We start from the raw sequence: 24,282 nt of genomic DNA, 5'->3' as shown, positions 1-24,282 counted from the left end.
ACTCGGTCGGCCAGCAGCCGGCCGGCGGTCATGGCGGTGGAGAAGGCGCCGTACGCCAAGGCAGCGGTGGCGGCCGGCGCTGCCAGGACGTCCCGGAGGTGCAGCACGCTCCAGTCGTTGGCCACCCCCTCGCAGAGCATCAGCATGAAGGCGAGCACGGCCAGGAACCAGATGCGCCGGGGCGTCCGCGCCCGGCCAGCCGCCTTCCCGGGCTCCTGCGTCGTTGTGTCCGGGGTGCGTTCGGCACGCAGCAGTCCGACGGCCGCGGCCCCGGCCACGACGAGCCCGAACACGGCCACCGCGCCCAGCGTGACCGCCGGCGTCCAGCCCCAGCTGAGCGTGCGCGCGCCGAGCAGCGCCGCGAGGACGCCGCCGATGGAGAAGGTGGCATGGAAGGCGGACATCACGGGACGGCCGTAACCCCGCTCCACCTGCACGGCGTGGGCGTTCATGCTCACGTCGAGACAGCCGTTGCCGAAGCCGAGCAGCAGCAGCGCCCCGGCCAGCGTCCAGACGTCCGCGGCGAGGCCCGGGAGGACGACGGCAGCGCTGCACACGGCCGCACTGAGCGGTACGACGGTACGTGCACCGAGCCGGTCCGTGAGCGGCCCCGTGAGCTGCATGCCCGTGAAGGCGCCGAGGCCGAGCAGCAGCAGGAGCCAGCCCAGTACGGCGTGGCTGATGCCCGTGCGCTGTTCGACGGTGGGGATGTGCACGATCCACATGCCGAGGAGGAAGCCGTTGAGGGCGAAGTACGCGAAGGTGGCCAGGCGGCCGTGGCGCAGAGATCTCTCCATGTCGCGAACGTACCGAACATTGTGCATGTTCGTAAGCTTGATTTTCGCACATGAGGGATGTTCTATCGACGGATGGCGACTACAGGGAGCACAGCACGGCTGCGGCGGATCACCGAGGCCGTGCGCGAGGCGGGCCGGATGGGTGTCGCGGAGCTGGCGGACCTGACCGGCGCGTCGGAGATGACCATCCGCCGCGACCTCGAAGTCCTGGCCGGCCAGGGCGTCCTGGAGCGGTACCGCGGCGGGGCCCGCAGCCTGCTGCTGCGCGGCGAGGAGCCGCCGTTCGCGCTGCGGGAGCGGGAGGGCCTCGACGTCAAGCGCCGGATCGCCGCCGAGGCCGCCGGTCTGCTCGCGGACGGCGAGTCCGTCGTCCTGGACAGCGGCACCACCTGCCTGGAGGTCGCCAGGGCGCTGGAGCCCCGGCGGCTGACCGTGATGCCGCTGTCCCTGCACGCGGTGAACGCACTGTCCGGAGCCCCGCGCCTGACGCTGCTCGTCCCCGGCGGCCGCCCCCGTCCCGGCGAGCTCGCGCTGACCGGCCCGCTGACCGAGGCGTCGCTCGCGGCCCTCCGCTTCGACACCGCCGTCATCGGCTGCTGCGGGCTGACCGCAGCCCACGGCCTGACCGCCTACGATCTCGACGACGCGGCGGTCAAGCGCGCCGCGATCGCCTCCGCCCGCCGCGTCATCGCCGTGACCGAGGCGGACAAGCTCTCCCGCACGGCCCTGGCCGTGGTCGCCCCCGCCACCGCCCTGCACACCGTCGTCACCGACGAGTCCGCACCGGAGGAGGAGACGGACGCCCTGGCCGCAGCGGGCGTGACGGTACGGACGGTGTGACCGTGCGCCCGGCGTCCGCGGCGGCGGACCGGTCCGCGCCCCGATAGGCACACCACGGCAGGCAGTACTGCGTGACCGGGCCGACCGCGAGCGCGTACAGCACGGTGCCCGCGCCCACGGTGCCGCCGAGCAGCCAGCCCGCCACGAGCACGGCGACCTCCATCAGGGTGCGCACCTGCCGCAGGGACCGCCCGGTCGCGGCCGCCGCACCCGTCATCAGCCCGTCCCGCGGCCCCGGCCCGAACCGCGCACCGACGTACACGGCGACCGACACCCCGTTGAGCAGCACCCCGCCGACGAGCAGCCCGATCCGGGCCGGCAGCCAGACATCGCCCGGCAGGAGCCGGAGCCCGAGGTCGGACGAGCCCGCCAGGACGACGATGTTGGCGACGGTGCCGAACGTCGGCCGCTGCCTGAGGGGAATCCACCACAGCAGTACGAGCACGCCCAGTACGGCGCTGATCGTGCCGAAGCTCAGCGACGTACGCGCGGCCAGCCCCTCGTACAGCACACTCCACGGATTGACGCCCAGCGAGGCCCGCACCATGAGGGCGAGGCTGAAGCCGTACAGGGCGAGTCCCGCGAACAGCTGCGGCAGCCGGCGCAACGGACGCTCGCGGAGGGAGACATAAGTGAGCGGGGGCAACCCCCGCCGCTGTCGCCGGTGTTGCTGCCGTCCCATGTCCGCTGCCTCCGCGATGTGTTCCTGTGCTGCGCCTCAGTGGCCAGTCATCGGGGGCAACTCTGTACAGTGATTGGCCCGGTTCACATGGCCAATCACGGAAGAATGGTATGGCTGACGTCCACTCCGCCCCGGACCGTTCACTGGGCGGCCGGCAGCTCGCCGCGCTGCTGCCCGACGCCACCGCCATGAAGCCGGTGTACCGCCACCTCGCGCAGGCGATCAGCGCGCTGATCCTGGACGGCCGTGTCGCCCTGCACGTCAGGCTCCCCGCCGAACGCGAACTGGCCGGTGCGCTGCACGTCAGCCGCGCCACCGTCACCGCCGTCTACGACCTGCTGCGCGAGAGCGGCTACGCACGCAGCCGCCAGGGCTCCGGCACCTGGACGGCGCTCCCGGAAGGCCGCACACCCACCGGGATCCAGCGCCTCACCGGGCTGCGGGACACCGCGATCGACCTGGCCAGGGCCGCCCCCGGCCTCCCGGAGGACACGGTCGCCGACGCCCTCGCCGAGGTCACCCCGCGGCTCACCGAGCACGTGCACACACCCGGCTACCACCCCTACGGCCTGCCGGAACTGCGCGCCGTCATCGCCGAGCGCTTCACCCGGCGCGGCCTGCCCACCCGGCCCGAACAGATCCTGGTCACCGCCGGCGCCCAGCACGCCCTCACCCTGATCCTGGGACTGCTCTGCCGCCCCGGCGACCGGGTGATGACCGAGAACCCCACCTACCCCAACGCCCTGGAAGCCCTGCGCCGCGCCCGGCTGCGCACCGTGCCGGTCCCGGTGACCGACGACGGCTGGGACACCGAGATCATCGAATCGACCTTCCGCCGCACGGTGCCCCGACTGGCCTACCTGATACCGGACTTCCACAACCCGACCGGCTGCCTCATGCCCACGCCCGACCGCGTCCGCACCCTGCGCGCGGCGGAGCGCTCCGGCGCCTGGCTGGTCATCGACGAGACCCTGGCCGAACTCGCCCTCGACGTACCGGCGCCGCCGCCGTTCGCCGCCCACGCGGAGCCCGGCGGCACCGGCCGGCTGCTCACCATCGGCTCGATGAGCAAGACCCACTGGGCCGGCCTGCGCATCGGCTGGCTGCGCGCCCCCGCCCGGCTGGTCATCGAACTCGCGGGCCAGCGGGTCGCCACCGACATGGGCGGTTCGGTGCTGGACCAGCTCCTCGCGCACACCCTGCTCACCCGGACCGACGACACACTGCTGCCGGACCGCCTGCACCGGCTGCGTGGCCAACGCGACGCGCTGGCCGAGGCGTTGACCGCACACTTCCCGCAGTGGACGTGGCGGCTGCCGCCCGGCGGCCTGTCCCTCTGGGCCGACCTGGGCGAGCCCCTCGCCTCGGGGCTCGCCGACCGGGCACTGGAGCACGGCGTACGCATCGAGAGCGGCAGCCGCTTCGCCACCGACCCCGGCGTCTTCGAGCAACGCCTCCGCATCCCGTACACCATCCCGCCGGACACCCTCCGCGAGGCCGTGCAGCGGCTCGCCGCCGCCCTCGCGACAGGGCCCGCCCACGCCGCGTCCCCGCGACGGCCGCACTGGGTCGCCTGACAGCGGCCCGACGCCCCACGCACTCGGATGCCGGGGCGCCGGGCTCAGCCCTGCAGTGGGTGTGCCAGCCGGCCCAGCAGTCCCGCGACGAGGGCGGTCTGGGCGGGCACCGTGTCGGGGTGGATGAACTCGCCCTGGGCACGGGCGCCGTCGCCGACCGCGCCCATGCCGCACAGTACGGGCAGGCCGAGCGCGGCGACGAAGTTGGCGTCGCTGGCGCCGCCGACGGCCGCGTCGCGCAACTCGCGGCCCTGGGCTCGGGCGGTCTCGCGGGCGAGGCCGAGGAGCGGACGGGACGCGGCGTTGAGGGTCATCGGCGGCCGGTTCCACGCGTGGTCGATCTCGATACGGACGCGGGGGTCGCTCACCTCGATGGCGTCCAGCGCCTCGTCGACACGCTGCTGCTCGGCCTCGCTGCTGACCCGGATGTCGATGCCGGCGGTGGCCCGCCCGGCGACGACGTTGACGCCGGAACCGCCCTTGATCAGCCCGGTGTTGATCGTGGTGCCCTTGTCGGGCGCCGCGACGGCCGCGGCGGCGACCACGAACTCGGCGAGCGCGGTGATGGCGCTCGCCCCGTCCTGCGGCGCGAGCCCGGCGTGCGACTCGATGCCGGTGGCCGTGACCTGGAAGATGCCGGTGCCCTTGCGGGCGGTCTTGACCGCGCCGCGTGCGGTCGGCTCCAGCACCAGCGTGGCGTCGGCCCGCTGCGCGACCTCCTCGATCACCGGCCGCGAGGACAGCGAGCCGATCTCCTCGTCGCCGTTGAAGAGGAAGGTGACGGTGGGGACGGGCGCACCGCTCTCCCGGGCCAGCTTGAGGGCCCAAATGCCCTGCACCAGCCCGGCCTTCATGTCGAAGATGCCCGGTCCGCCGAGCCTTTCCCGGCCGTCGTGGGACGCCTCCGGCTGCTGCCAGTCGGCGAGGGTTCCGGTCGGCCATACGGTGTCGTAGTGGCCGACGAGGGCGACGTGTCCGGCGCCGGTGCCGGTGTAGGTCAGGGTGAGGGTGTCGCCGCACTCGCCGCCGGGGTGGCGCCGTTCGTGGTCGGGCCGGCCGAGCCGGTGGACGGTCAGGTCGCGCAGGAAGTCCAGGCCCGAGGCGAGGGCCGGGAGATCGTAACTGCTGGTCTCGTGGCGGACGAGGGCGAGGATGTCGGCCACGGTCTCGGAGGCGACGTCCTGGGCGCGGGCGGTAAGGGTGGCAGCGGGCGAGGTGGTCATGAGTCGCTTCCTCGTACGAAGGTGAGGGCTGATCGTTGGCGAGCGGGCGGCAGGGCGGTGGTCAGCTGACGCCGAAGGGGATGCCCAGCAGGTACCAGGCCACGAAGAACGCGACCCAGACGACCCAGACGACGGCGGCGATGGGGATCGTGAAGGAGGCCAGCGTGCCGATGCCGGCGGACTTGCGGTACTGCTGGATGAACCCCAGCGCCATCACGAAGTACGGGCTCATCGGGGTGACGCAGTTGGTGACCGAGTCGGCCACGCGGTACACGGCCTGGGTGGTCTCCGGCTCGATGCCGATCAGCATCAGCATGGGCACGAGCACGGGTGCGGCGAGCGCCCACAGCGCGGAGCCGCTGGTGATGACGAGGTTCATGAACGTGACCAGCACGGCGATGCCGACCAGTACGGTCCAGCCGTGCATGTGCAGGTCACGCAGGGTCTCGGCGCCCTTGACGGCGAGGATGTCGCCGATGTTCGTCCAGGTGAAGTAGGCCAGGAACTGGGAGATCGCGAAGAAGAGGACCACGATCGGCGCCATCGACCGGGCACCGTCGACCATCGCGGCGACGCTGTCGCGGGCGGCGGAGAAGGTGCCGGTCAGCCGGCCGTAGACGGTGCCGAGCACGGCGAAGAACAGGCCCAGGACGAGCGCCATGCCGCCGATCAGCGGAGAGTCGACGAGGCCGCCGCCCTCCCCGCGCAGCGGTGAGGACGAGGGAATCATGGCCACCGCGAGGACGGCGAGGAAGCCGAGGGCGACCAGCCCGGTCACGCGCAGCGCCTTGCGCTGCTGCCCGGTGACCTCGATGGCCTTCAGCTCGGCGGCGTCCGGTGCGGCGGCCGGTTCGTCGGGCTCCAGTTCCGTACGGCGGGCGAGGACCTTGTCGACGACGAGCGTGATCACCAGTGCCACCAGCACCGACGAGGCCAGCCCGAAGAAGTAGTTGGCCACCGGGGTGATGACCTGGCCCGCGTCGAGGGTGCGGGCGGCGGCGGTGGAGATCGAGGACAGCAGGACGTCGGTGGTGGTGAGGGAGGGCGAGGCGTCGTAACCGGCGGAGACCGAGACGTAGGCGACGATGCAGCCGAGCACCGGACTGCGGCCCGCCGCCCGGAAGATCAGCGCGCCGAGCGGGATGAGGGTGACGTAGGCGGCGTCGCCCGCGACATGGCCGACCATCGCCGTCATCGACAGGGCGAAGGTGAGGTACCGGCCCGGCACCCGGGCGACCATGCGGCGCAGCAGGGCCGAGAACAGTCCGCTCCGCTCGGCGACGGCGATGCCGAACATCACGGTGAGGATGGTGGCCAGCGGCGGGAAGGCGGCGAAGTTGTCGACGGCGCCCTCGACGGCCATCGTGAGGCCGTCCTTGCTGAGCAGGTTCTGCACCACGATGGTCTTGTGCGTGCCGGGGTGCACGGCGCTGACGCCGGCCGCCGCGAGCACGGCGCTGAGGACCGCGACGACCGCCGCGAGGATCCAGAACAGCCAGAAGGGGTGCGGGAGTTTGTTGCCGGCCTTCTCGATGACCGCCAGACAGCGGAACGCGGCACGCAGGACTCTCGACTGTGGCTCGGCCGGCCGGGGCCGAGCGGCGGTGCCACTCATCGGTACCTCTTCGTCCGTCGGAGGGATGTTCCGGCGAACACTGACATTCCCATGAGCGATTCTCTAGGTCCGGGAGGTAACAGTGGGATTAAGTGGCGGGCTATAGGGTGAGGCACCATGACCCGTCCTCTCCTCGACGAGCTCGACCGGCGCCTCATCGGCGCGCTCCACCTGGCGCCCCGGGCCACCTGGGACGACATCGCCGGGGTCCTGGCCGCTGACGCCAGTACGCTCAAACGCCGCTACGACCGGCTGTCCGAGGCCCGGATGGTGCGGGTGATCGGGCAGGCCGACTGGGGCATGCACTCCAGGGCGATGCCGGTGCACGTCCTCCTGGACATCACCGGCGAGACCCCGCTGACCGTCCTGGACCGCCTCCGCGACCTGCCCCATCTGCAGTTCCTGGCGCAGATCTCCGGCGACTACCCCCTCTACGCCGTCGTCCACGCCCCCTCCGAGGCCGCCACCAGCGAGGCGATCGACCGGATGTACTCCCTCCCGGGCATTCGCCGCGTCAACGCCCTGCCCGCGCTCAGCACCCTGCGCCGGGGCATCACCTGGGACCCCCAGTTCCTCACCGGCACCGAACGCGCCGAGCTGCTGAAGCTCGGGGTGCGTCCCGAAGGCACCGCCAGCGCGGCACCGCCCGCGAAACCGCTCAGCGAGACCGAACGCACCGTCGTGGCCCGGCTGATCCAGGACGGCCGCGCGTCCGCCGCGAGCATCGGCCGGGCCGCGGGCCTCGCGACCTCCACCGCGCACCGCGTCGTCCGCCGGGTCCTCGACGAGGGATGGGTCAAACCGCGTCTGGAGGTCGTCTCGGAATGGCTCGGCTTCCAGACCCCCTTCCTGCTCCGCCTGCGCGTCGCCCCCGGCGAAACCCCCGACGTGATGCACCGCATCGACCAACTGCCCCAGACCCGGCTCGCCGCGCACGTGGCCAGTGACATGTCCGTCCTCGCCACCGGCCTGGTCACCGACCGCTCGGCGCTCGCCCGCTTCATCGACCACGAGCTGGCCAGGATTCCCGGCATCCTGGCCGTCAGCGTCGACGTCATGCTGGCCGGGCCGCGCCGCTACTGGCTGGACCGGGACCTGACCTCGGGCCTCGGCGCCTTCCACCCGCCGAGCCTGCTGTGAGACCCGCCCCGTCCCCGGTCACGCGGACTCACTGGTGAGGCGCTCGGGCGTACGGACGTCCGGCGCGGCCTTCCGGCGTTGGGCGCGTGCGCCGAGGGCGGCGGCGACGGAGAGGAGCGAGACCACCGCGAGGACCGACAGCGCCAGGCGGTAGCCGTCGAGCAGTTCCCGGACGGCCGCGGGAGCGACGTGGGAGAGGGTGCCGTCCAGGACGTGCCGGCGCAGCGCACGCGGTACGGGGCCGGTGACCAGGGTCAGCCCCAGGGCCGCGCTCATGACCACACCGCAGTTCTGCACGGTGAGCCGCAGCCCGTTGACCACACCGATCCGCCAGGCGGGCAGCCCGTGCATGAGCGCGGTCGCGTTGGACGGCATGAACAGCCCCGAGCCGAGGCCGATGAGGACGAGCGCGGCGGCGACCGGCGCATAGGCCGCCGTCGTGGACAGCACGAGGAGCAGCGTGACCAGCCCGGCGGTGCACGCGGAGGCGCCGAGGGCCGCGACCGTCCGGGCCTGCAGCCGGGCCTGGAGCAGGCCGGACGAGGCGGAGGCGATCATCGCGGCGAGCGGCAGCGGCAGCACCCTCGCGCCGGCCGACACCGGGTCGGCGCCGTGCACCGACTGGTAGAAGAGCGCGACGAGCAGCACGACGCACATCCGCGAGACGGTGTTGAGGAAGGAGGCGAGCAGGCTGTACGCGACGGCCGGATCGCGGAACAGCCGCAGGTCGACGACGGGATGCGCACTGCGCCGCTCGACCAGCAGGAAGACCGGCAGCAGGGCACCGAAGGCGAGTACTCCGGCGAGGACCACGGGGTCGCTCCAGCCGCGGTCGGCGGCCTGCGACAGGCCGAACAGCAGGCTGCCGAGGCAGAGCAGGATGAGGACGTTGCCCTGGAGGTCGATGCCGCGTTCCTTGCCCGCCGGAGCGACCCGGCGGAGCACCAGCGCGCCCCAGACGAGGCACACCACGCCGACCGGCACGTTGTACCAGAACACCCACTGCCAGCCGAACCGGTCGGCGAGGAAGCCGCCGAGCGTGGGCCCGAGCAGCTGGGCCACCGAGAACGAGGCGATGTAGACGCCCATCCCGCGCGCCAGGTGCCGCTCGGGGAACGCGTCGGTCAGCAGGGCCGCGCTGTTGGCGAGCAGCATCGCACCGCCGGCCGCCTGCACCGCCTGCAGCGCGATCAGTACCGCCGCGTTCGGGGCCAGTCCGAGCAGCAGCGAGGCCGAGGTGTAGGTGAGCAGACCCGCCAGGTAGAGCCGGGACCGGCCGAACATGTCCGCCAGCCGGCCGAAGACGACCATCAGGACGGTGTTGGTGAGCATGTAGCACAGCAACATCCAGTTCCCGACCGTGGCACCGGCGTGGAAATGCCGTACCACCTCGGGCAGGGCGACGTTGAGTGCGCTGCTGCCCAGCGCTGTCATGACGCTCGCGAGGCCGACGACCGACAGCGCCCGCCAGGCGTACCGCAGCCGGTCGGACTCCTCCTGGCCCGGGCCGGGAGCCGTTCGTGGTGCGTTGCCGCCGGTCACCGGGACGGTGCGGGGTTGGCGATCGCCGTGGTGGCGCAGTAGCCGAGGGGGCCCGCCGCGTCGTACAGGGTGCAGTGGCCGACGGCGATGCCGTCCTCGGCCGTGTGTGCGGTGGCCTCCAGGCCGATCTCGTCGCTGAGCGGCAGCCGGCTCAGGCACAGGGTGTAGTCCGCGTTGATGTACCGCAGGCCCTCGTCGCTCGCGTGGGCGAGCGGACTGGCGGTGTCGCCGGCCAGGGCCACGCGGACGAGGGGGGAGAGCGCCTCTCCGGCGACGAGCGGGCGGGTCTCGCGCAGCCAGGCCCGGCGCCGCTGGCCGCCGCGCCACTCCCGCACCGGCTGCAGCTCCTCGTCGAACCGCCAGAAGTGCTGGTGCTCGTGGGCTGCGGGCAGCTGCTCCGGCGGCGGTGCGTCCCACGGACCGGTGGCGGGGACATGCCCCGGCGGCGGCGTACTGGTACGCAGCAGTACCGCGCTGACGCGCGCCAGCGGGACGCCGTCGCCGTGGACGACGGCGTCGGCGACGCGGATGCGCCGGCCGTCGCGCACCCGCTCCGTGCTGATCCGGACGGGCGCGAAGGGGGCGGTGCGGAACAGGTCGACGGTGAGCCGCGCGACGTGCAGCCCTTCCTCGGCGTGCGCACGCTCCAGCGCCCGCGCGGCGAGACCGCCCAGGAGACGGCCGTGCAGGGTGCCGGGCGCCCACCAGCCGCGGGCATGCGACTCGGGTACGAAGGCGTCGTCGCGCAGGGTGAAGTAGGGCGCCTCGTCTTCGGTCTGGGCCACGCGTGTCCCCTTTCTGCGCGGTCCGTGCGGGCCACGCCGGTGTGCGGTGACGCTCAGGTGACGTTGAGCGGATCGAGCCTGCGGATGAGGGCGAGGGCGGCGTGGCAGATCGCGTCGGCGTCCCGCTTGCGCGAGCAGGTGCCGATCTCCCGCCCGGCCTCGCCGATGACCGAGGTCAGGACGGAGACGACGAGCCGGTCGACCGGTTCGCTGCCGGCCCCGAGCAGTACGGCGTTCTGCCGGATCCACTCGCGGCCGCGCGCCCGGCGCATCAGCTCGAAGCCGGGCGGCCCGTCACCGTCCATCCACAGCCTGACCAGGTCCCGCCGGCGCCAGCAGCCCTCCAGGAAGCTCTGGGCGCCGACGAGGAAGAGCTCCAGCGGGTCCGTCTCGCCTGCGGCTCTGGCCTGGGCCACCGCCTCGGCGGCATCGCGCTCGCGGGCGTCCTCGTAGTCCTCCCACAGGGCGACGAACAGCTCCGTCTTGCCGCCGAAGTGGTGGTAGAGGCTGCCGACGCTGGAGCCGGCCCGGCGCACCACCGCGACGATCGCCGTGTCGGTGAAGCCCTTCTCGCAGAAGACCTCGCGGGCGGCGTCGAGGAGGGCGCGGCGCGTCTGCTCCGTACGGCTCCACTGCCAGGCGTTGCCCTTGCCCGAGGTGCTCCCGGCCTTGCGTGTCACCTGAGTCGCCCCCAGCTGCGGTGCCGCCGCCCGCTCTCTCTCCTCGTACCGAATGGGATTTTAGAATCTTTCAACCCGACGCGCCAGACGTGGGGTTGAAGTTGTCCTGGCCTCTTGACCGCCTGTCGGCCTGCGGGCAAGTTGAACGCATTCCTAGATTCTCGTTCTAGGAAATGCACGACCGTCGGGCGCTCGTCATCCGGCCCGCTTGCGGAACCTCCGGAAGGGACACTGCAATGGTCGACTTCGCGCTTTCCACCGAGGAACGCCAGATCCGGGACACCGTCCGGGCGTTCATCACCAAGGAAGTGATGCCGCTGGAGCAGGAGGTGCTGCGCAACGAACGGGCCGGCCGGCCGGGCGTCCTGCCGGAGGTCATCGCCGAACTCCGTGCCAAGGCCCGCAGGTCCGGCTTCTGGGGCGTCAACACCCCCGAGGAGTACGGCGGGATGGACCTCGGCGCGGTGATGTCGGCGATCATCGCCATGGAGACCGGCCGGACCTTCGTCCCCTTCAGCTTCGGCGGCAGCGCCGACAACATCCTCTACGCCTGCGACGACGAGCAGAAGCAGCAGTACCTCCTGCCCACCATCGAGGGCGAGCGCCGCTCCTGCTTCGCCATCACCGAGCCGGGCGCAGGATCCGACGCCCGCAACATCCGCACCCGTGCCGTACGCGACGGCGACGACTGGCTGATCACCGGTGAGAAGACCTTCATCACCGGCGGCAACGAGGCCGACTTCGTGATGGTGTTCGCGGTCACCGACCCGGACAAGGGCGCCGACGGCGGCGTCACCTGCTTCCTCGTCGACCGCGACATGGGCTGGAAGTCCGAGCCGATCGCCACCATGGGGCAGTGGGGCCCGGCCGCGCTGGTCTTCGACGAGGTACGCGTGCCGGGGCGCAACGTCCTCGGCGAGGTCGGCAAGGGCTTCCCGCTCGCCATGCAGTGGATCGGCCAGGGCCGCTACCTCATCCCGGCCCGCGCGATCGGCTCCGCCGAGCGGATGCTGCAGATGGCCGTCGACTACGCCCGTACCCGGCACTCCATGGGCCGGCCCATCGCCGACTACCAGGCGATCCAGTGGCACATCGCCGACTCCCAGGTGGAGATCGAGTCCGCGAAGTGGCTCACCCTCTACGCCGCCTGGCGGGTGCAGCAGGGCCTCGACGCCCGGCACGCCTCCTCCATCGCCAAGCTGAACGGCGCGGTGATGGCCAATCAGGTCGTCGACCGCGTCCTGCAGATCCACGGCGGCATGGGCTACACCAAGGAACTGCCCATCGAGCGCTGGTACCGCGAGCTGCGCCTCCTGCGGATCTTCGAGGGCACCGACGAGATCCAGAAGCGCACGATCGCCCGCAACCTCCTCAAGGGACACGTACGGCTGGGAGGTATCGGCGAATGAGCCCGCGGCGCCGTGCGGCGATCGTCGGCGTCGCCGAGTCCGAGCTGGGCAAGACGCCCCACCTGACCGTGCTGTCCCAGCAGGCACAGGCGAGCAGAGCCGCGCTCGCCGAGGCGGGTCTGGCACCCGGCGACGTGGACGGGCTGTTCACGGCGGGCAACTGGTCCTGGGCCCCGGCCCTGACGCTCGCCGAGTACCTGGGCATGCAGCCCGACCACCTCGACGGCACCAACATCGGCGGCTCCTCCTTCGAGGCCCACGTCGGCCACGCGACGGCGGCGATCGAGGCGGGCCTCATCGACGTCGCGCTGATCACCTACGGCAGTACCCAGCGCAGCGACCGGGCGCGCGGCCGGCCACGCCCCGCGACGCTGACCGAGCAGTACGAGCAGCCGTTCGGCCTGCCCCAGCCCGTGGGCGCGTACGCACTCGCCGCCGCCCGCTATCTGCACGAGTACGGCGTGACCAGCGAGGAACTGGCCGAGGTGGCGGTGAGCGCGCGGCAGTGGGCGGCCCTCAACCCGCGCGCCTACTACCGTGACCCGATCACCGTGGCCGACGTCCTCGCCTCACCACTGATCGCCGAGCCGCTGCACAAGCTCGACTGCTGCCTCGTCACCGACGGCGGCGGCGCGGTCGTGGTCGCCGCCGAGGACCGCTGGCCGGACGTGGCCACCCGCCCCGTCGTCGTCAGCGGCCACGCCGAGACCACCACCCACACGTCGATCTCACAGATGCCGGACCTCACCGTGACCGGGGCGGCCCGCACCGGGCCGCTCGCGCTGCGGCGCGCCGGGGTGACGCACGAGGACGTCGACCTGCTGGCGGTCTACGACTCCTTCACCATCACGGTGCTGCTCACCCTGGAGTCGCTGGGGTTCTGCAAGCCGGGGGAGGCCGGCCGGTTCGTCGCGGGAGGCCGTACGGCACCCGGCGGCGAGCTGCCGATGAACACCAACGGCGGCGGCCTCTCGTACACCCACCCGGGCATGTACGGGATCTTCCTGCTCATCGAGGCCACCCGGCAGCTGCGCGGCGATTTCCGGGAGCACCCGGGCCGCCAGGTCGAGGGCGCGGAACTCGCCCTCGTCCACGGCACCGGCGGCGTGCTCTCGTCCACCTCGACCGTCGTCCTCTCCCGGAGCTGAGGAGCGTGCCGCACATGCAGCCAATCGTCATGGACGCGGAATCCCGGCCGTTCTGGGACGGCGTCGCCCGGGGCGAGCTGCTGCTGCAGCGCTGCGGCGGCTGCGCACGCGCCGTCTTCCCCGCGCGGGCCGTCTGCCCGCACTGCTTCGGCGCGGAGCTGCGTCCGGTGGCCGCGGCCGGCACCGGGACGGTGCACTCCAAGACCGTGGTGCACCGCGCCTTCGGCGACTTCGCGGAACAGGTCCCGTTCACCATCGCCCTGATCGACCTCGACGAGGGAGTCCGCATGATGTCCAGGATCGTCGGCGAGACACCGGTCGCGATCGGTGACCGGGTACGTCTGCAGGTGACCCGGCTCGGCGACGCACCCGACGCGCCCCTGCTGCCCTGCTTCCGCGCGGAGGAGGACAAGTGACCGCCACCGCGAAGCCCCATAACAGCTCCTCATTGCGCGGCCTGTTCGCCCCGGAGTCCATCGCGCTCGTCGGCGCGACCGACAAGTCGGGCTGGTCGCTGAGCACTTACCAGAACCTGCTCACCCAGGGCTTCACCGGTCCGGTACACCTCGTCAGCCCCCGCTCGCCGGAGGTGCACGGCCAGAAGGCGTACAAGAGCCTCACCGACATCGGCGAGCCGGTCGACCTCGCCTTCGTCATGGTGCCGACCCCGGCCGTGCTCGACGTGCTGCGCGAGGGCGCCCGGCTCGGGATACGCAATTACGTCGTCCTCACCGCCGGATTCGGCGAGACGGGGCCCGAGGGGCGCAGACGCGAGGAAGAACTCCACGCCTTCGTCCGGGAACAGGGCCTCAACGTGCTGGGACCCAACGGCAACGGCTACGTCAACGCCGCCGTCGGCATCACCCCGTACGGTCTCGCCATCACCCAGCCACCACCGGCAGGCCCGGTCTCCGTCGTGCTGCAGAGCGGTGCGCTCGCCAGCGCCGTGCTCAACTTCCTGCATGCCCGCAACGTCGGCCTGTCCCTGCTCACCTCCATGGGCAACGAAATGTCGCTCAGCGTCACGGACGTCATCGACTACCTGGTCGACGACCCCGCGACCGAGGTCATCGCACTCTTCCTCGAAACGGTGCGCCGCCCGGACGAGTTCGCCCGGGCCGCCCGCCGCGCGGCCGGGGCGGGCAAGCCGATCGTCGCGCTGAAGATCGGGGCCAGCCGCCTCGCCTCCCGCACGGCCCAGGCGCACACCGGCGCGCTCGTCGGCGACGACCGGGTCGTCGACGCCGCCTTCCGTCAGCTCGGCGTCATCCGCGTCCACTCACTGGAGGAACTGGTCCTCACCGCCGGACTGCTGGCCCGGACCGGGCCGCTGCCGGGCGGCCGGATCGGTGTGGTCACCCCCTCCGGCGGCGCCTGCGAGATCATCGCCGACCGCGCCGAGCAGGAGGGACTGGAGATCCCGCCCTTCGCGCCCGGAACCACGGCCCGGCTCGAGGAGGCCGTGCCGGAGTTCGCCACCGTGCAGAACCCGCTCGACGTGACCGGGTACGTACTGGTCGACCGCACCCTCCTGCCCCGCGCGCTGGACACCGTCGCCGCCGACCCCGGCATCGACGCGGTGCTCGCCCTCGTCGACCTGCCGCGTGTGCCGCCGGCCGACCCCGAGGCGGCACGCGCGTACTTCGGGGCCTTCGCCGAGGCCATCCGGAAGACCGACAAGCCCGTCGTGGTCAGCGGCAACGTCCTCACCGACGTCACCGAAACCGGCCGCCGGCTGCAGGCCGAGACCGGATTTCCCCACGTCACCGGCGGCATCGACCACACCATGAAGGCACTGGGCGCGGCCGTGCGGTGGTCCCGGTCACTGCCCGACGTGCTCCGCGCGCGGCCGCCGGCGCCCGCACCCACGCACATCACCACCGGGCAGCCGGGGGAGGTGTGGACGGAACACCGGGCCGCGCAACTCCTCGCCGACCACGGGATACCCGTCGTCCCTGCCACCCTCACCACCGACGAGGACGAAGCGGTCGCGGCCGCCGAGCGCGCCGGCTACCCCGTCGTCCTCAAGGCGGCGGCCGAAGGGCTGCAGCACAAGAGCGACATCGGCGGCGTACGGCTGCACCTCGACGGACCCGACGCCGTACGCAGCGCCTTCCGGGACATCCGCGACGCCCTGCGCCGCCACGGCTACGGAACCGACCCGGCCGTCCTCGTCCAGCCGCAGCGGACCGGCGGGACGGAACTCCTCGTCGGCATCGTCCGCGACCCGACCTGGGGCCTCACCCTCGCCGTCGGGCTCGGCGGCGTCTGGGTCGAGGTCCTCGCGGACTCGGCACTGCGCCTGCTGCCCGTCACCCCGGCGGACGTACGGAGCGCCCTGGGTGAGCTGCGCGGTGCCCGGCTGCTCGACGGCGCGCGCGGCACCCGGCCCGCCGATATCGACGCGGTGGCCGAAGCCGTGGTGCGCATCGGCGAACTCGCCCGGTCGCTCGGCCCCCGATTGGAGTCACTGGAGGTCAACCCCCTCCTGGTGGACGGTTCACGGGTGGAAGCCCTGGACGCCCTGGTCACCTGGGCCTGAACCACCCACGCACAGCACCGCTCAGCACCTCCGCACACCCCCCACTCCCGCACACCCGGCACACCCCTCCTCACCCACCGAGGCCATCTCGGGGGCTCCCTTCACCGAAAGGGCGGGTAGCGCAATGAGGCTCTTCCCCGTGCGTGAGCTGAACGAGTACCCGACCGCCGGACAACGGATGCGCATCCTCTCCATGGCGGTACTCGCTGTCCTGATCGCTTCCTACGAGGGGCAGATCGCCCCGGTGGTGCCGCTCCTCCTCGAAGACCTGCACATCTCACTGAGCACCTACGGCACCGTCTCGGCGACGGCGCTCGTCGCCGGGGCCATCGCCTCCGCGGTCGGCGGCCGGCTCACCGACACCCTGGGCCGGGTGCGGCTCATCGTGCCGCTGCTGATGCTCACCGCGGTGTGCTGCTTCCTGATGACGACGGTCCACTCGGCGGGTCAACTCCTGGCCGTCAGAGCGGTGTTGTCGGTCGTGGACGGCATGGCCATGGCGGGGACCGCGCCGCTGGTGCGGGACTTCTCGCCGCGGATGGGCCGCGCGCAGGCCTTCGGCTTCTGGACCTGGGGACCGGTCGGGGCGAGCTTCCTGGCCGCTACGGTCGCAAGCCTCACCCTGCCGCTCTTCGACGACTCCTGGCGGTCGCAGTTCGTCATCATGGGCGCGGTGTCCCTCGTGCTCTCCGTGGTGATCGCCTTCAACATCGCGGACCTCTCGCCGGAACTGCGGGCCCGCATCCTCCAGACCGAGCAGCAAGCGGTCGGCCGCGCGGACCACACCACGCCGCCCCGCGTCCGCGACCTGTTCGCGCAGCGTGCCGTCTGGGCGCACGTGGTGGCCATCTCCTGCTGGCTGGTGCTCTACATCACGCTCACCCTGTACGGGCAGACCATGCTCGCGGACAGCTTCGGTCTGGAGGCCGCGACCGCCTCCCAGGTCATGTCGGCGTTCTGGGTGCTGAACATCCTGACGCTCATCGTCGCCGGACGCGTCTCCGACCGGCTTCAGCTGCGCAAGCCGCTCTGCCTGGCCGGCACGGTGGCCGCCGCGCTCCTCACCGCGTACCTGGCGAGCCTCATCGGGCGCGACAGCGTCTCGCATCTGCACATCGCCGTCACCGGTGCGCTCATCGGCGGCGCCATGGGATGCGCCTACGGGCCGTGGATGGCGAACTACTCGGAGAACGCCGAGGACGTCGACCCCCGGCTCCAGGGCACCGCGTGGGGCGTCTTCACCTTCCTGACCAAGGCCATGGCGGTGGTGGTGCTGGTGGTCGTGCCGCACGTGGTCGAGTCGCACGGCTGGCACGGCTGGCTGTTCGTCGCGGTGGGCTGCATGGCGCTCTTCGTCCCCGCCTCCCTCCTCTTCCGCGGCCCGTGGCGCCGCCCCAAGACAGCCCCGGGACCGTCTCCGCAGCCCGACGTCGCTCCCTCGGCGCACCGTACGCAGCGGTAGGGGGCGGGTGCCCGCGTCCGTCGGGTGCCCGCGGTGCGGAGCCGGTGCTGAGGCGTCCTGCGAAGCCGCCCTCAGCACCGGCGGCGCCCTCGCTCAGGCGGCTCGCCACAGGGCCGGAGCCGCCGGGGGCTCCCAGCCGGGCTGGGCCGTGTGGGCCTGGAGGCACACATAGGCGCGGCCCGCGTACGTCACCCGGTCCCCGGCCCGGTAGGCGGTGCCCGCTGCCCATGTACCGCCCGGCGGCGGGGTGCTGGTGGGCGACGGGCCGGGGTTCTGCGGGACGTCCAGCACGAAGTCGAAGGCCGCCTCACGACCGCCGTTGCCGTTGCGCACGTTCATCAGCAGGCGGGCGTCGAAGAGCGTGTCGGTGTTGTTGCGGGGTTCGTTCGGGAAGTACAGCTGTGTCGTGAGGACCGGGCGGCCGGGGGCCTGCACCTTGACGTGGAGGTGCCGGGTACGGCCGGGGTAGAGGCCCGGAACGATGGTGGTCAGGGCGAACGCACCGCGGGAGTCGGTGTACTGGTGACCGCGCAGCCGGAAGCCCGTGTTGTCGTAGTCGCCGTTGTCGTCCGCCTGCCAGAAGTCGAGCAGGGCGCCGGAGACAGGACGGCAGGCGCCGCCGAAGACATAACCGCTCACGGTCAGCCGGGTACCGGGCATGCCGGGCTCCAGCAGGTCGGTGCGCTGCGGAGAGCGGGGCTTGAAGTACGGGCCCTCGATCTGCTCGGGTGTGGGGTCGTCGCCGTCGTCGCATTGTGGGGTCAGGGGCGCGGCGGTGCCGGTGGAGCCGAGGGTGCGGGCCAGAGCCGGGCCGCCGATGAGGGCGACCGGTATCGCGGCGCCGGCCGCGAGCGCGGTCCGCAGGACGGTCTTACGGCGCACGAGCCGGGGCGGCTCGGCGGACGGAGAAGACGGTCTCTCGCTGTCCATACCTGCTCCTTGGGTGGGGGCCGTCGGATCGGTGACGAACCTAGGCGTGGGGCTGCGCCGTGGCGATGGACTGGTGGTGGCGGCTGTGGTGTTTTCGGAAGTCGCCGGGGCTGCTGCCGGTCTCCCGCCGGAAGAACCGGCAGAAGTAGGCGGGATCGGTGAATCCGGTGCGGGCGGCGACCTGCCGTACCGGCAGTTCGGTGTGGACGAGCAGCTGCTGAGCCCGGTACACGCGGGCCGCGATCAGCAACTGACCCGGGCTGCGGCCGGTGGCCGCGCGTACGGCCCGGGTGAGGTGGCCGGGGGACACCCCGAGCCGTTCGGCGCACTCGCGCACCGACCAGGCCACCGCCTCCCGCCGGGCCGTCAGCCGGGTGAACGCCTCGGCCAGCGCCCCGGGCCGGGTGGGGACCTGTTCGGGGCCGGTGGACCGCGTCGGTGCGGCGCCGCCACCGTGCTCCGGCAGCCGCGCAGCGCGTACGACGAGGACGTGCAGCAGGGCCCGTGACACTGTTTCGTGGCCGGCGGCCCGCTGCCGGTGCTCCGCGGCCAGGTCGGCCATCAGCCGGCCGATCCGTGTGCTGTCCTCGGCGTCCAGGGCGAACCAGCTGGTTCTCGCGAGCCGCCGCAGCACTTCGCGGTCGCCGGGGTGGTCCACCAGGAAGTCCTCGGTGAACAGCGCGAGCGTCCCGTCGACGTCGCGGTCGCCCTGCCAGTGGTGGATCTGCCCGGGCAGGATCACGGCCAGGTGAGGTGGTCGCACCGGCCACCGGGCGAGATCGATGACGTGCGTGCCCGAACCGGCGGTGACGTGAATGATTTCGTAGAAGGTGTGGCGGTGCGGGTGGTCGGTCCACGACAGCGGCCCCAGCTCCTCGAAGGAGCCCGCGGCGAACGGTGCCGCGCCGGGGGCGGGTAACTCCAGTCGGTGCAGGGGCGGTTCTCCCGCGGGCGGGGCGACGCAGAGTGTGCCGCGCGGGACAGTGGTGCTGCGCATCACTCCTCCTCGGAGCAGGTACAGACCAATGGCGTTCGAGGGGTCACGTTCCCACAGCGGTACGGCCGCGAACACCACATCCCGGCTTCCCGGTTCCATATCCGTGTCCTTCATTGGTCCGTACCTGTCTCTTGCCCTCCTCCTCCCATGCGCCGCAATATCCCTGCATGGAACTGGAATTACGACATCTGAGAACCATCCGAACCATCGCGGAGGAAGGCAGCCTCACCAGGGCCGCCACGGTGCTCGGACTCGCGCAGCCCGCACTGAGCGCACAACTCAGACGCATCGAGGCGGCCCTGGGCGGCGCGCTGTTCGAACGGGGACGGCGCGGCGTGCGCGTCACAGCACTGGGCGAACTGGTGCTGGAGCGCACCCGGATCGTGCTGCCGGCGGTGAGCGAACTGCAGCAGGAGGCCGTCAGGTTCGCCCGCACCTGGCGCGGGCCGGAACGGCTCCGGCTGGGCGGTACGCACGGTCCGCTCCTCGGCGCGCTGCTGGACCGGCTGGCGCAGGCCGTGCCCGACGCGACGGTGACCACGTACGTGTCATGGTCCGAGCGCGAGCTGGCCGGGCTGCTGGCCGAGGGACGGCTGGACTTCGCGCTGGCCGGCACCTGCGGCTCCACCGCTCCGCCCGACGCCACGCGACTGGCCTGGCGGGAGATCGCGGTGGACCCCGTGTTCGTGATGCTGCCCAGCGGCCATCCACTGGCCTCGTGCGCCGAAGTCGGGCTGTCCGCACTGGCGGGTGAGGAATGGGCCTGCGTGCCCGGCGACGGCTGCTTCGCGGACTGCTTCACCGCGGCCTGCGCCCGGGCCGGGTTCAGCCCCCGGCGCATGTACGAGACGGACACCGCGTCCTGCGTGCACCTGGTCCAGGTCGGGCGGGCGGTGGGACTGTGCCGGGCCTCGTTCCCGACGACACCCGGCATCATCACCCGACCGCTCGCCGGCACCCCGCTGCTGTGGCGGCACGTGCTCGGCTGGCATCCCACCCTCCAGCAGCCGGACACCACGGCCACCGTGCTGGCCGAGGCGCGCGGCGCGCACGCCAGGACGGCGGAATCCAGCGACAGCTACCGGCCCTGGCGCGCGGAACGCGGCGAACGCACCGGCCGCGGCCCCGGACCCGGCTGACCGCACGCTTGCGGCGAGCACGTTCCATAACACCGGGGCAGGGGGGAAGTTGACGCCTTACGCGGCCCGAACGGCCTTCCTTACGGTATCGGCACCCCACCGACATCCGAGGAGAGTCCCATGCTCCCCAGACACGCCGCGGCCGCCTGCGCCGCACTGGCGGCCGCCGGCACGCTGCTCGTGGCCGGGCTCAGCGGCCCGGCGAGCGCGAGTGGCCGTGCCGCCGCTCCCGACACGCCCACCGCCGCACAGACCCTGCGCACCGCCGACGCGCCGGCCGCCCTGCTGCGCGCCATGGAACGGGACCTGCGCCTCGATCGGCAGCAGGCAGCACAGCGGCTCGTGAACGAGGCGGAAGCCGGGGCCACGGCGGGCCGGCTGCGCGCTGACCTCGGCGCGGACTTCGCCGGCGCCTGGGTGCAGGGCGCCGAGTCGGGCACGCTCACGGTGGCGACGACCGACGCGCGCGATGTGCCGGCCATACGGGCCCGCGGGGCGCGGGCGGCCGTCGTCCGGCATTCGCTGGCCTCGCTGGACTCGGCCAAGGCCCGGCTGGACCGCGCCGCGGCCCGGCACGCGACCACCGACACCCCGGTCTGGTACGTCGACGTCCGGACCAACTCCCTCGTGATGCAGGCGGTGCGCCCGGCGGCCGTACGTCCCCTGCTGGCGGCGGCCGGGGTCGACCCGGCTCTCGTCCGGTCTGTGAAGACCACCGAGCGTCCCCGCCCGCTGTACGACCTGCGCGGTGGCGACGCCTACTACATCGGCAGCGGCAGCCGGTGCTCGATCGGCTTCCCCGTCACCCGCGGCACCCAGCAGGGATTCGTCTCGGCAGGCCACTGCGGCCGGCCCGGCAACACCACCACCGGTTCCAACCGGGTGGCCCAGGGCACCTTCCAGGCGTCGGTCTTCCCGGGCAACGACATGGCGTGGGTGGCCACCAACGCCAACTGGACGGCGACCCCGTACGTCAACGGTGCCGGCGCACAGGTCGCCGGGTCCACCCCGGCCGTGGTCGGCGCCTCGGTGTGCCGTTCCGGCTCGACCACCGGCTGGCACTGCGGCACGGTCCAGCAGCTGAACACCAGCGTGACCTACCAGGAGGGCACCGTCAGCGGCGTCACCCGCACCTCGGTGTGCGCGGAGCCCGGTGACTCGGGCGGCTCCTTCCTCTCCGGCAGTCAGGCGCAGGGCGTCACCTCGGGCGGTTCGGGCAACTGCACGAGCGGCGGGACCACCTACTTCCAGCCCGTCAACCCGATCCTGCAGAGCTACGGGCTCACCCTGACCACGAGCGCCGGATCGCCCGGCGACCCGGGCGATCCGGGCGACCCCGGGGAGCCGGGCGGCACCTGGTCCGCCGGCACGGTCTACAGCGCCGGCGACACGGTGACCTACGGCGGCGTCACCTACCGTTGCCTCCAGGACCACCAGGCCCAGCCCGGCTGGCAGCCCCCGGCCGTACCGGCCCTCTGGCAGCGCCTCTGATCCTCCGGCTCCGCTGCCGGTGCCCGTCAGCTCTCCACCTCGGTCTTGTCACCGCCCCAGAGGGTGTGGAAGACGCCGTCGCGGTCGGTGCGGCGGTAGGTGTGCGCGCCGAAGTAGTCGCGCTGGCCCTGGGTGAGGGCTGCGGGGAGGCGCTCGGCGCGCAGCGAGTCGTAGTAGGCGAGCGCGGCGGCGAAACCGGGCGCCGGCACGCCCTGGGTGGTCGCCGCGACCAGCACCGCGCGCCAGTCGTCCTGCGCCGCGGCGATCTCCTCGGCGAACGTCTTGTCGGACAGCAGGCTGGGCAGCTCAGGCCGGTCCCGGTAGGCGCCGGTGATCCGGTCGAGGAACGCGGCCCGGATGATGCAGCCGGCCCGCCAGATGGCGGCGACGGCGCCGAGGTCGATGTCCCAGTCGTACGCCTCGCTGCCCGCGGCGATCTGGTGGAAGCCCTGCGTGTACGACACGATCTTCGACGCGTACAGGGCCTGCTCGACCCGGTCGGCGAAGGCCGCCGCCTCTGCCTTGCCGAGCGTGCGGGCGGCCGGCCCGGCGAGGTGGCGCGAGGCCTCGCGGAGGGCGGCGTGCCCGGAGACGGAACGGGCGAAGACGGCCTCCGCGATGCCCGACACCGGTACGCCCAGGTCGAGGGCGATCTGCACCGTCCAGCGGCCGGTGCCCTTCTGCTCGGCCCGGTCGAGCACGACGTCCACGAACGGCTTCCCCGTCGCCCCGTCGACATGGGACAGGACTTCGGCGGTGATCTCGATCAGGTAGGAGTCCAGGCGGCCGGTGTTCCAGGTGCGGAAGATGTCGGCGATCTCCGCGGGGGAGTAGCCCGCGACCTGGCGCAGCAGCTGGTACGCCTCGCCGATCAGCTGCATGTCGGCGTACTCGATGCCGTTGTGGACCATCTTCACGAAGTGCCCCGCGCCGTCCGGGCCGACGTGCGTCACGCACGGGGAGCCGTCACCGGCCTTGGCGGCGATCTTCTCCAGCATCGGGCCGAGCGAGCGGTACGACTCCTCGCTGCCGCCGGGCATGATGCTCGGCCCGTGGAGCGCGCCCTCCTCGCCGCCGGAGATGCCGGTGCCGACGAAGTGGATGCCGCGCTCGCGAAGCTGCTGTTCGCGGCGGCGGGTGTCGGCGAAGTGCGCGTTGCCGCCGTCGATGATCATGTCGCCGGGCTCCAGGAGCGGGGCGAACTCCTCGATCACCGCGTCCGTGGGGTCGCCCGCCTTCACCATGACGACGAGGCGGCGGGGCCGTTCGAGCGCGGCGACGAACTCCTCCGCGCTCTCCGCCGGTACGAAGTCGCCCTCCTCGCCGAAGCGGTCCACGAGGTCGCGGGTGCGGGCCGCGGTGCGGTTGTGCAGGGCGACGGTGTAGCCGTTGCGGGCGAAGTTGCGGGCCAGGTTGCGGCCCATGACGGCGAGCCCGGTGACGCCGATCTGTGCGGTGGTGGTCATGTGTGACTGCTCCTGACGGGAATGCGTACGTCTTTCCAGTACGCGGTGGGCGCTGTCGCCTGGCGGCGCGCGTACGAGGGGTGGATCCGGGACCGGGCACGGGGGGCGGACCGAGGAGCACGGCGTACCGAGTATGCGTGGGGGCGCCCGCACGGACAAGGAAGGCACCGGCACGCGGGTCGCACTGCGACGCCTTCACCCCACGGGCGGCCGGCCGGCCCGGGCGCTCCGGTCCGGGACCGGTGCCGGTGCCGCGGCCAGCGCGTCGATCAGCCGGCGCACCTCGCGCAACGACACATCACCGGCCGGTGCGTGGGCGAGCACCACGGTCAGCGCGTCCTGGAGCAGCGGGACCAGCCGCCCGGTACGCAGCGCGGGGTCGGCCCGGCGCAGCAGGTCCCGTACCGACGACTCGGTCCACCGGGCGCGGCGCAGGGCCTCGGCGAACCGGTGCTCCGCAGGGAGCGGCACCCACTGTCCCGTGGCGAACGCCGTCCGCAGGGCAGCCGCCCCCCGGTTCAGACCGCGCCAGCTCCAGTCGGCGCCGCCCAGCACCGGCCGGTCGCGGCCCGGCCGGGTGTCCTGGCAGAAGCGGCACAGCCACACGGTGCGCTCGGGCCCGATCGCGGGCCGGAGCGTCACCGCGAGCTCCGGCAGCGCGGGCGCGGGCTCGGGGCAGAGGTGACAGGGGAGCACGGTGGGGACGAGGTGCCGCTGCACGCGGTCGACAGAGAGGGTCACACCGGGACAACGCCTGTCCGCGTGACGGCGTGACGTAGGACGACCGAAGGTTTACGGTCCTTTGCCGGGAGTTTCC

General features: G+C 72.6%; 21 protein-coding genes. 10 read left to right on the top strand and 11 right to left on the bottom strand.

The features are described 5' to 3' along the window. Positions 1 to 797: MFS transporter (locus C3486_RS31250; protein ID WP_103836228.1), on the bottom strand; the 797-nt coding region annotated here is incomplete at its 3' end. A gap of 72 nt (positions 798 to 869) precedes the next feature. On the opposite strand from C3486_RS31250, the gene C3486_RS31245 reads away from it, so the two are divergent. Beyond that, positions 870 to 1,637, top strand: coding sequence for a DeoR/GlpR family DNA-binding transcription regulator (locus C3486_RS31245; protein WP_103836227.1), 768 nt, complete (start codon positions 870 to 872; stop codon positions 1,635 to 1,637). On the opposite strand, the gene C3486_RS31240 is transcribed toward C3486_RS31245, so the two are convergent. Further along, positions 1,564 to 2,283: a YitT family protein gene (locus tag C3486_RS31240; protein ID WP_258053098.1), complete on the bottom strand. Its 720-nt coding sequence runs from the start codon at positions 2,281 to 2,283 to the stop codon at positions 1,564 to 1,566. The genes C3486_RS31245 and C3486_RS31240 overlap by 74 nt on opposite strands. Before the next feature lie 146 nt (positions 2,284 to 2,429). Between C3486_RS31240 and C3486_RS31235 the strand changes: the two genes are divergently transcribed. Next, a complete protein-coding gene (locus tag C3486_RS31235) occupies positions 2,430 to 3,896 on the top strand; it encodes a PLP-dependent aminotransferase family protein (RefSeq protein ID WP_103836226.1) in 1,467 nt (488 codons plus the stop codon). Between the two features lie 44 nt (positions 3,897 to 3,940). Here C3486_RS31235 and C3486_RS31230 read toward each other — a convergent pair whose 3' ends face one another. Then, positions 3,941 to 5,119, bottom strand: a complete 1,179-nt coding sequence (locus C3486_RS31230; RefSeq protein WP_103836225.1) for a M20 family metallopeptidase — start codon at positions 5,117 to 5,119, stop codon at positions 3,941 to 3,943. Between the two features lie 61 nt (positions 5,120 to 5,180). Next, on the bottom strand, positions 5,181 to 6,734 hold the full coding sequence (locus tag C3486_RS31225) for an AbgT family transporter (RefSeq protein WP_103836224.1): 1,554 nt from the start codon (positions 6,732 to 6,734) through the stop codon (positions 5,181 to 5,183). A gap of 117 nt (positions 6,735 to 6,851) precedes the next feature. Here C3486_RS31225 and C3486_RS31220 point away from each other — a divergent pair, with 117 nt between their 5' ends. After that, entirely contained in the window at positions 6,852 to 7,874 is a 1,023-nt protein-coding gene (locus C3486_RS31220) for an Lrp/AsnC family transcriptional regulator (RefSeq protein WP_103836223.1), read from the top strand. 18 nt (positions 7,875 to 7,892) lie between these two features. Here the strand turns inward: C3486_RS31220 and C3486_RS31215 are convergent, their stop codons facing one another. From C3486_RS31215 to C3486_RS31205, 3 genes are read right to left on the bottom strand one after another with little or no spacing between them, the layout of a single operon-like run. Beyond that, entirely contained in the window at positions 7,893 to 9,416 is a 1,524-nt protein-coding gene (locus C3486_RS31215) for a DHA2 family efflux MFS transporter permease subunit (protein ID WP_219822268.1), read from the bottom strand. After that, positions 9,413 to 10,201, bottom strand: coding sequence for a thioesterase family protein (locus C3486_RS31210; protein WP_103836222.1), 789 nt, complete (start codon positions 10,199 to 10,201; stop codon positions 9,413 to 9,415). Before C3486_RS31210 ends, C3486_RS31215 begins: the two co-directional genes overlap by 4 nt. A 53-nt stretch (positions 10,202 to 10,254) precedes the next feature. Beyond that, positions 10,255 to 10,881 carry a TetR/AcrR family transcriptional regulator gene (locus tag C3486_RS31205; RefSeq protein ID WP_103836221.1) on the bottom strand — a complete coding sequence of 209 codons (627 nt, stop codon included), beginning with the start codon at positions 10,879 to 10,881 and terminating at the stop codon, positions 10,255 to 10,257. Between the two features lie 236 nt (positions 10,882 to 11,117). On the opposite strand from C3486_RS31205, the gene C3486_RS31200 reads away from it, so the two are divergent. The 5 genes from C3486_RS31200 (at position 11,118) to C3486_RS31180 (ending at position 17,442) form a co-directional block, all read left to right on the top strand. Further along, a complete protein-coding gene (locus C3486_RS31200; RefSeq protein WP_103836220.1) occupies positions 11,118 to 12,290 on the top strand; it encodes an acyl-CoA dehydrogenase family protein in 1,173 nt (390 codons plus the stop codon). Continuing rightward, positions 12,287 to 13,438, top strand: a complete 1,152-nt coding sequence (locus tag C3486_RS31195; RefSeq protein ID WP_103836219.1) for an acetyl-CoA acetyltransferase — start codon at positions 12,287 to 12,289, stop codon at positions 13,436 to 13,438. Before C3486_RS31200 ends, C3486_RS31195 begins: the two co-directional genes overlap by 4 nt. 14 nt (positions 13,439 to 13,452) lie before the next feature. Next, entirely contained in the window at positions 13,453 to 13,854 is a 402-nt protein-coding gene (locus tag C3486_RS31190; RefSeq protein ID WP_103836218.1) for a Zn-ribbon domain-containing OB-fold protein, read from the top strand. After that, positions 13,851 to 15,980 (top strand): acetate--CoA ligase family protein, encoded by a 2,130-nt coding sequence (locus C3486_RS31185; RefSeq protein ID WP_103836217.1) that lies wholly within the window; start codon positions 13,851 to 13,853, stop codon positions 15,978 to 15,980. The genes C3486_RS31190 and C3486_RS31185 overlap by 4 nt, the downstream gene beginning before the upstream one ends. 139 nt (positions 15,981 to 16,119) lie before the next feature. Then, positions 16,120 to 17,442, top strand: coding sequence for an MFS transporter (locus C3486_RS31180; RefSeq protein WP_181138757.1), 1,323 nt, complete (start codon positions 16,120 to 16,122; stop codon positions 17,440 to 17,442). Positions 17,443 to 17,535: 93 nt separating this feature from the next. On the opposite strand, the gene C3486_RS31175 is transcribed toward C3486_RS31180, so the two are convergent. Together C3486_RS31175 and C3486_RS31170 are read right to left on the bottom strand one after the other, a co-directional pair. Continuing rightward, entirely contained in the window at positions 17,536 to 18,372 is an 837-nt protein-coding gene (locus C3486_RS31175) for a carbohydrate-binding protein (protein ID WP_103836215.1), read from the bottom strand. A 40-nt stretch (positions 18,373 to 18,412) separates the two neighbouring features. Beyond that, positions 18,413 to 19,369 (bottom strand): AraC family transcriptional regulator, encoded by a 957-nt coding sequence (locus C3486_RS31170; RefSeq protein WP_103836214.1) that lies wholly within the window; start codon positions 19,367 to 19,369, stop codon positions 18,413 to 18,415. A 167-nt stretch (positions 19,370 to 19,536) separates the two neighbouring features. Between C3486_RS31170 and C3486_RS31165 the strand changes: the two genes are divergently transcribed. Next, a complete protein-coding gene (locus tag C3486_RS31165) occupies positions 19,537 to 20,508 on the top strand; it encodes a LysR family transcriptional regulator (RefSeq protein ID WP_103836213.1) in 972 nt (323 codons plus the stop codon). Positions 20,509 to 20,628: 120 nt separating this feature from the next. Continuing rightward, positions 20,629 to 21,999, top strand: a complete 1,371-nt coding sequence (locus C3486_RS31160; RefSeq protein ID WP_103836212.1) for an alpha-lytic protease prodomain-containing protein — start codon at positions 20,629 to 20,631, stop codon at positions 21,997 to 21,999. 26 nt (positions 22,000 to 22,025) lie between these two features. On the opposite strand, the gene gndA is transcribed toward C3486_RS31160, so the two are convergent. Together gndA and C3486_RS31150 are read right to left on the bottom strand one after the other, a co-directional pair. Next, the gene (gene gndA / locus C3486_RS31155; protein ID WP_103836210.1) at positions 22,026 to 23,465 is read right to left on the bottom strand and encodes an NADP-dependent phosphogluconate dehydrogenase; all 1,440 of its coding nucleotides are present in this window, start codon (positions 23,463 to 23,465) and stop codon (positions 22,026 to 22,028) included. Between the two features lie 195 nt (positions 23,466 to 23,660). Further along, positions 23,661 to 24,206, bottom strand: a complete 546-nt coding sequence (locus C3486_RS31150) for a hypothetical protein (RefSeq protein ID WP_103836209.1) — start codon at positions 24,204 to 24,206, stop codon at positions 23,661 to 23,663. Positions 24,207 to 24,282: the final 76 nt, after the last annotated feature.

The sequence above is a fragment of the Streptomyces sp. Ru73 genome (assembly GCF_002920575.1).
Classification (GTDB): domain Bacteria; phylum Actinomycetota; class Actinomycetes; order Streptomycetales; family Streptomycetaceae; genus Streptomyces.
Note: the sequence above shows the minus strand (reverse complement) of the source record. Positions and strands in the feature narration are given on the sequence as shown.

What these genes read in the sequence shown, in the direction of transcription:
- C3486_RS31165 (WP_103836213.1), top strand. Translation starts at nt 19,537, where the DNA reads ATGGAACTGGAATTACGACATCTGAGAACCATCCGAACCATCGCGGAG.
- gndA (WP_103836210.1), bottom strand. Translation starts at nt 23,465, where the DNA reads ATGACCACCACCGCACAGATCGGCGTCACCGGGCTCGCCGTCATGGGC.
- C3486_RS31220 (WP_103836223.1), top strand. Translation starts at nt 6,852, where the DNA reads ATGACCCGTCCTCTCCTCGACGAGCTCGACCGGCGCCTCATCGGCGCG.
- C3486_RS31195 (WP_103836219.1), top strand. Translation starts at nt 12,287, where the DNA reads ATGAGCCCGCGGCGCCGTGCGGCGATCGTCGGCGTCGCCGAGTCCGAG.
- C3486_RS31160 (WP_103836212.1), top strand. Translation starts at nt 20,629, where the DNA reads ATGCTCCCCAGACACGCCGCGGCCGCCTGCGCCGCACTGGCGGCCGCC.
- C3486_RS31230 (WP_103836225.1), bottom strand. Translation starts at nt 5,119, where the DNA reads ATGACCACCTCGCCCGCTGCCACCCTTACCGCCCGCGCCCAGGACGTC.
- C3486_RS31175 (WP_103836215.1), bottom strand. Translation starts at nt 18,372, where the DNA reads ATGGACAGCGAGAGACCGTCTTCTCCGTCCGCCGAGCCGCCCCGGCTC.
- C3486_RS31200 (WP_103836220.1), top strand. Translation starts at nt 11,118, where the DNA reads ATGGTCGACTTCGCGCTTTCCACCGAGGAACGCCAGATCCGGGACACC.
- C3486_RS31170 (WP_103836214.1), bottom strand. Translation starts at nt 19,369, where the DNA reads ATGCGCAGCACCACTGTCCCGCGCGGCACACTCTGCGTCGCCCCGCCC.
- C3486_RS31235 (WP_103836226.1), top strand. Translation starts at nt 2,430, where the DNA reads ATGGCTGACGTCCACTCCGCCCCGGACCGTTCACTGGGCGGCCGGCAG.
- C3486_RS31225 (WP_103836224.1), bottom strand. Translation starts at nt 6,734, where the DNA reads ATGAGTGGCACCGCCGCTCGGCCCCGGCCGGCCGAGCCACAGTCGAGA.
- C3486_RS31245 (WP_103836227.1), top strand. Translation starts at nt 870, where the DNA reads ATGGCGACTACAGGGAGCACAGCACGGCTGCGGCGGATCACCGAGGCC.
- C3486_RS31190 (WP_103836218.1), top strand. Translation starts at nt 13,453, where the DNA reads ATGCAGCCAATCGTCATGGACGCGGAATCCCGGCCGTTCTGGGACGGC.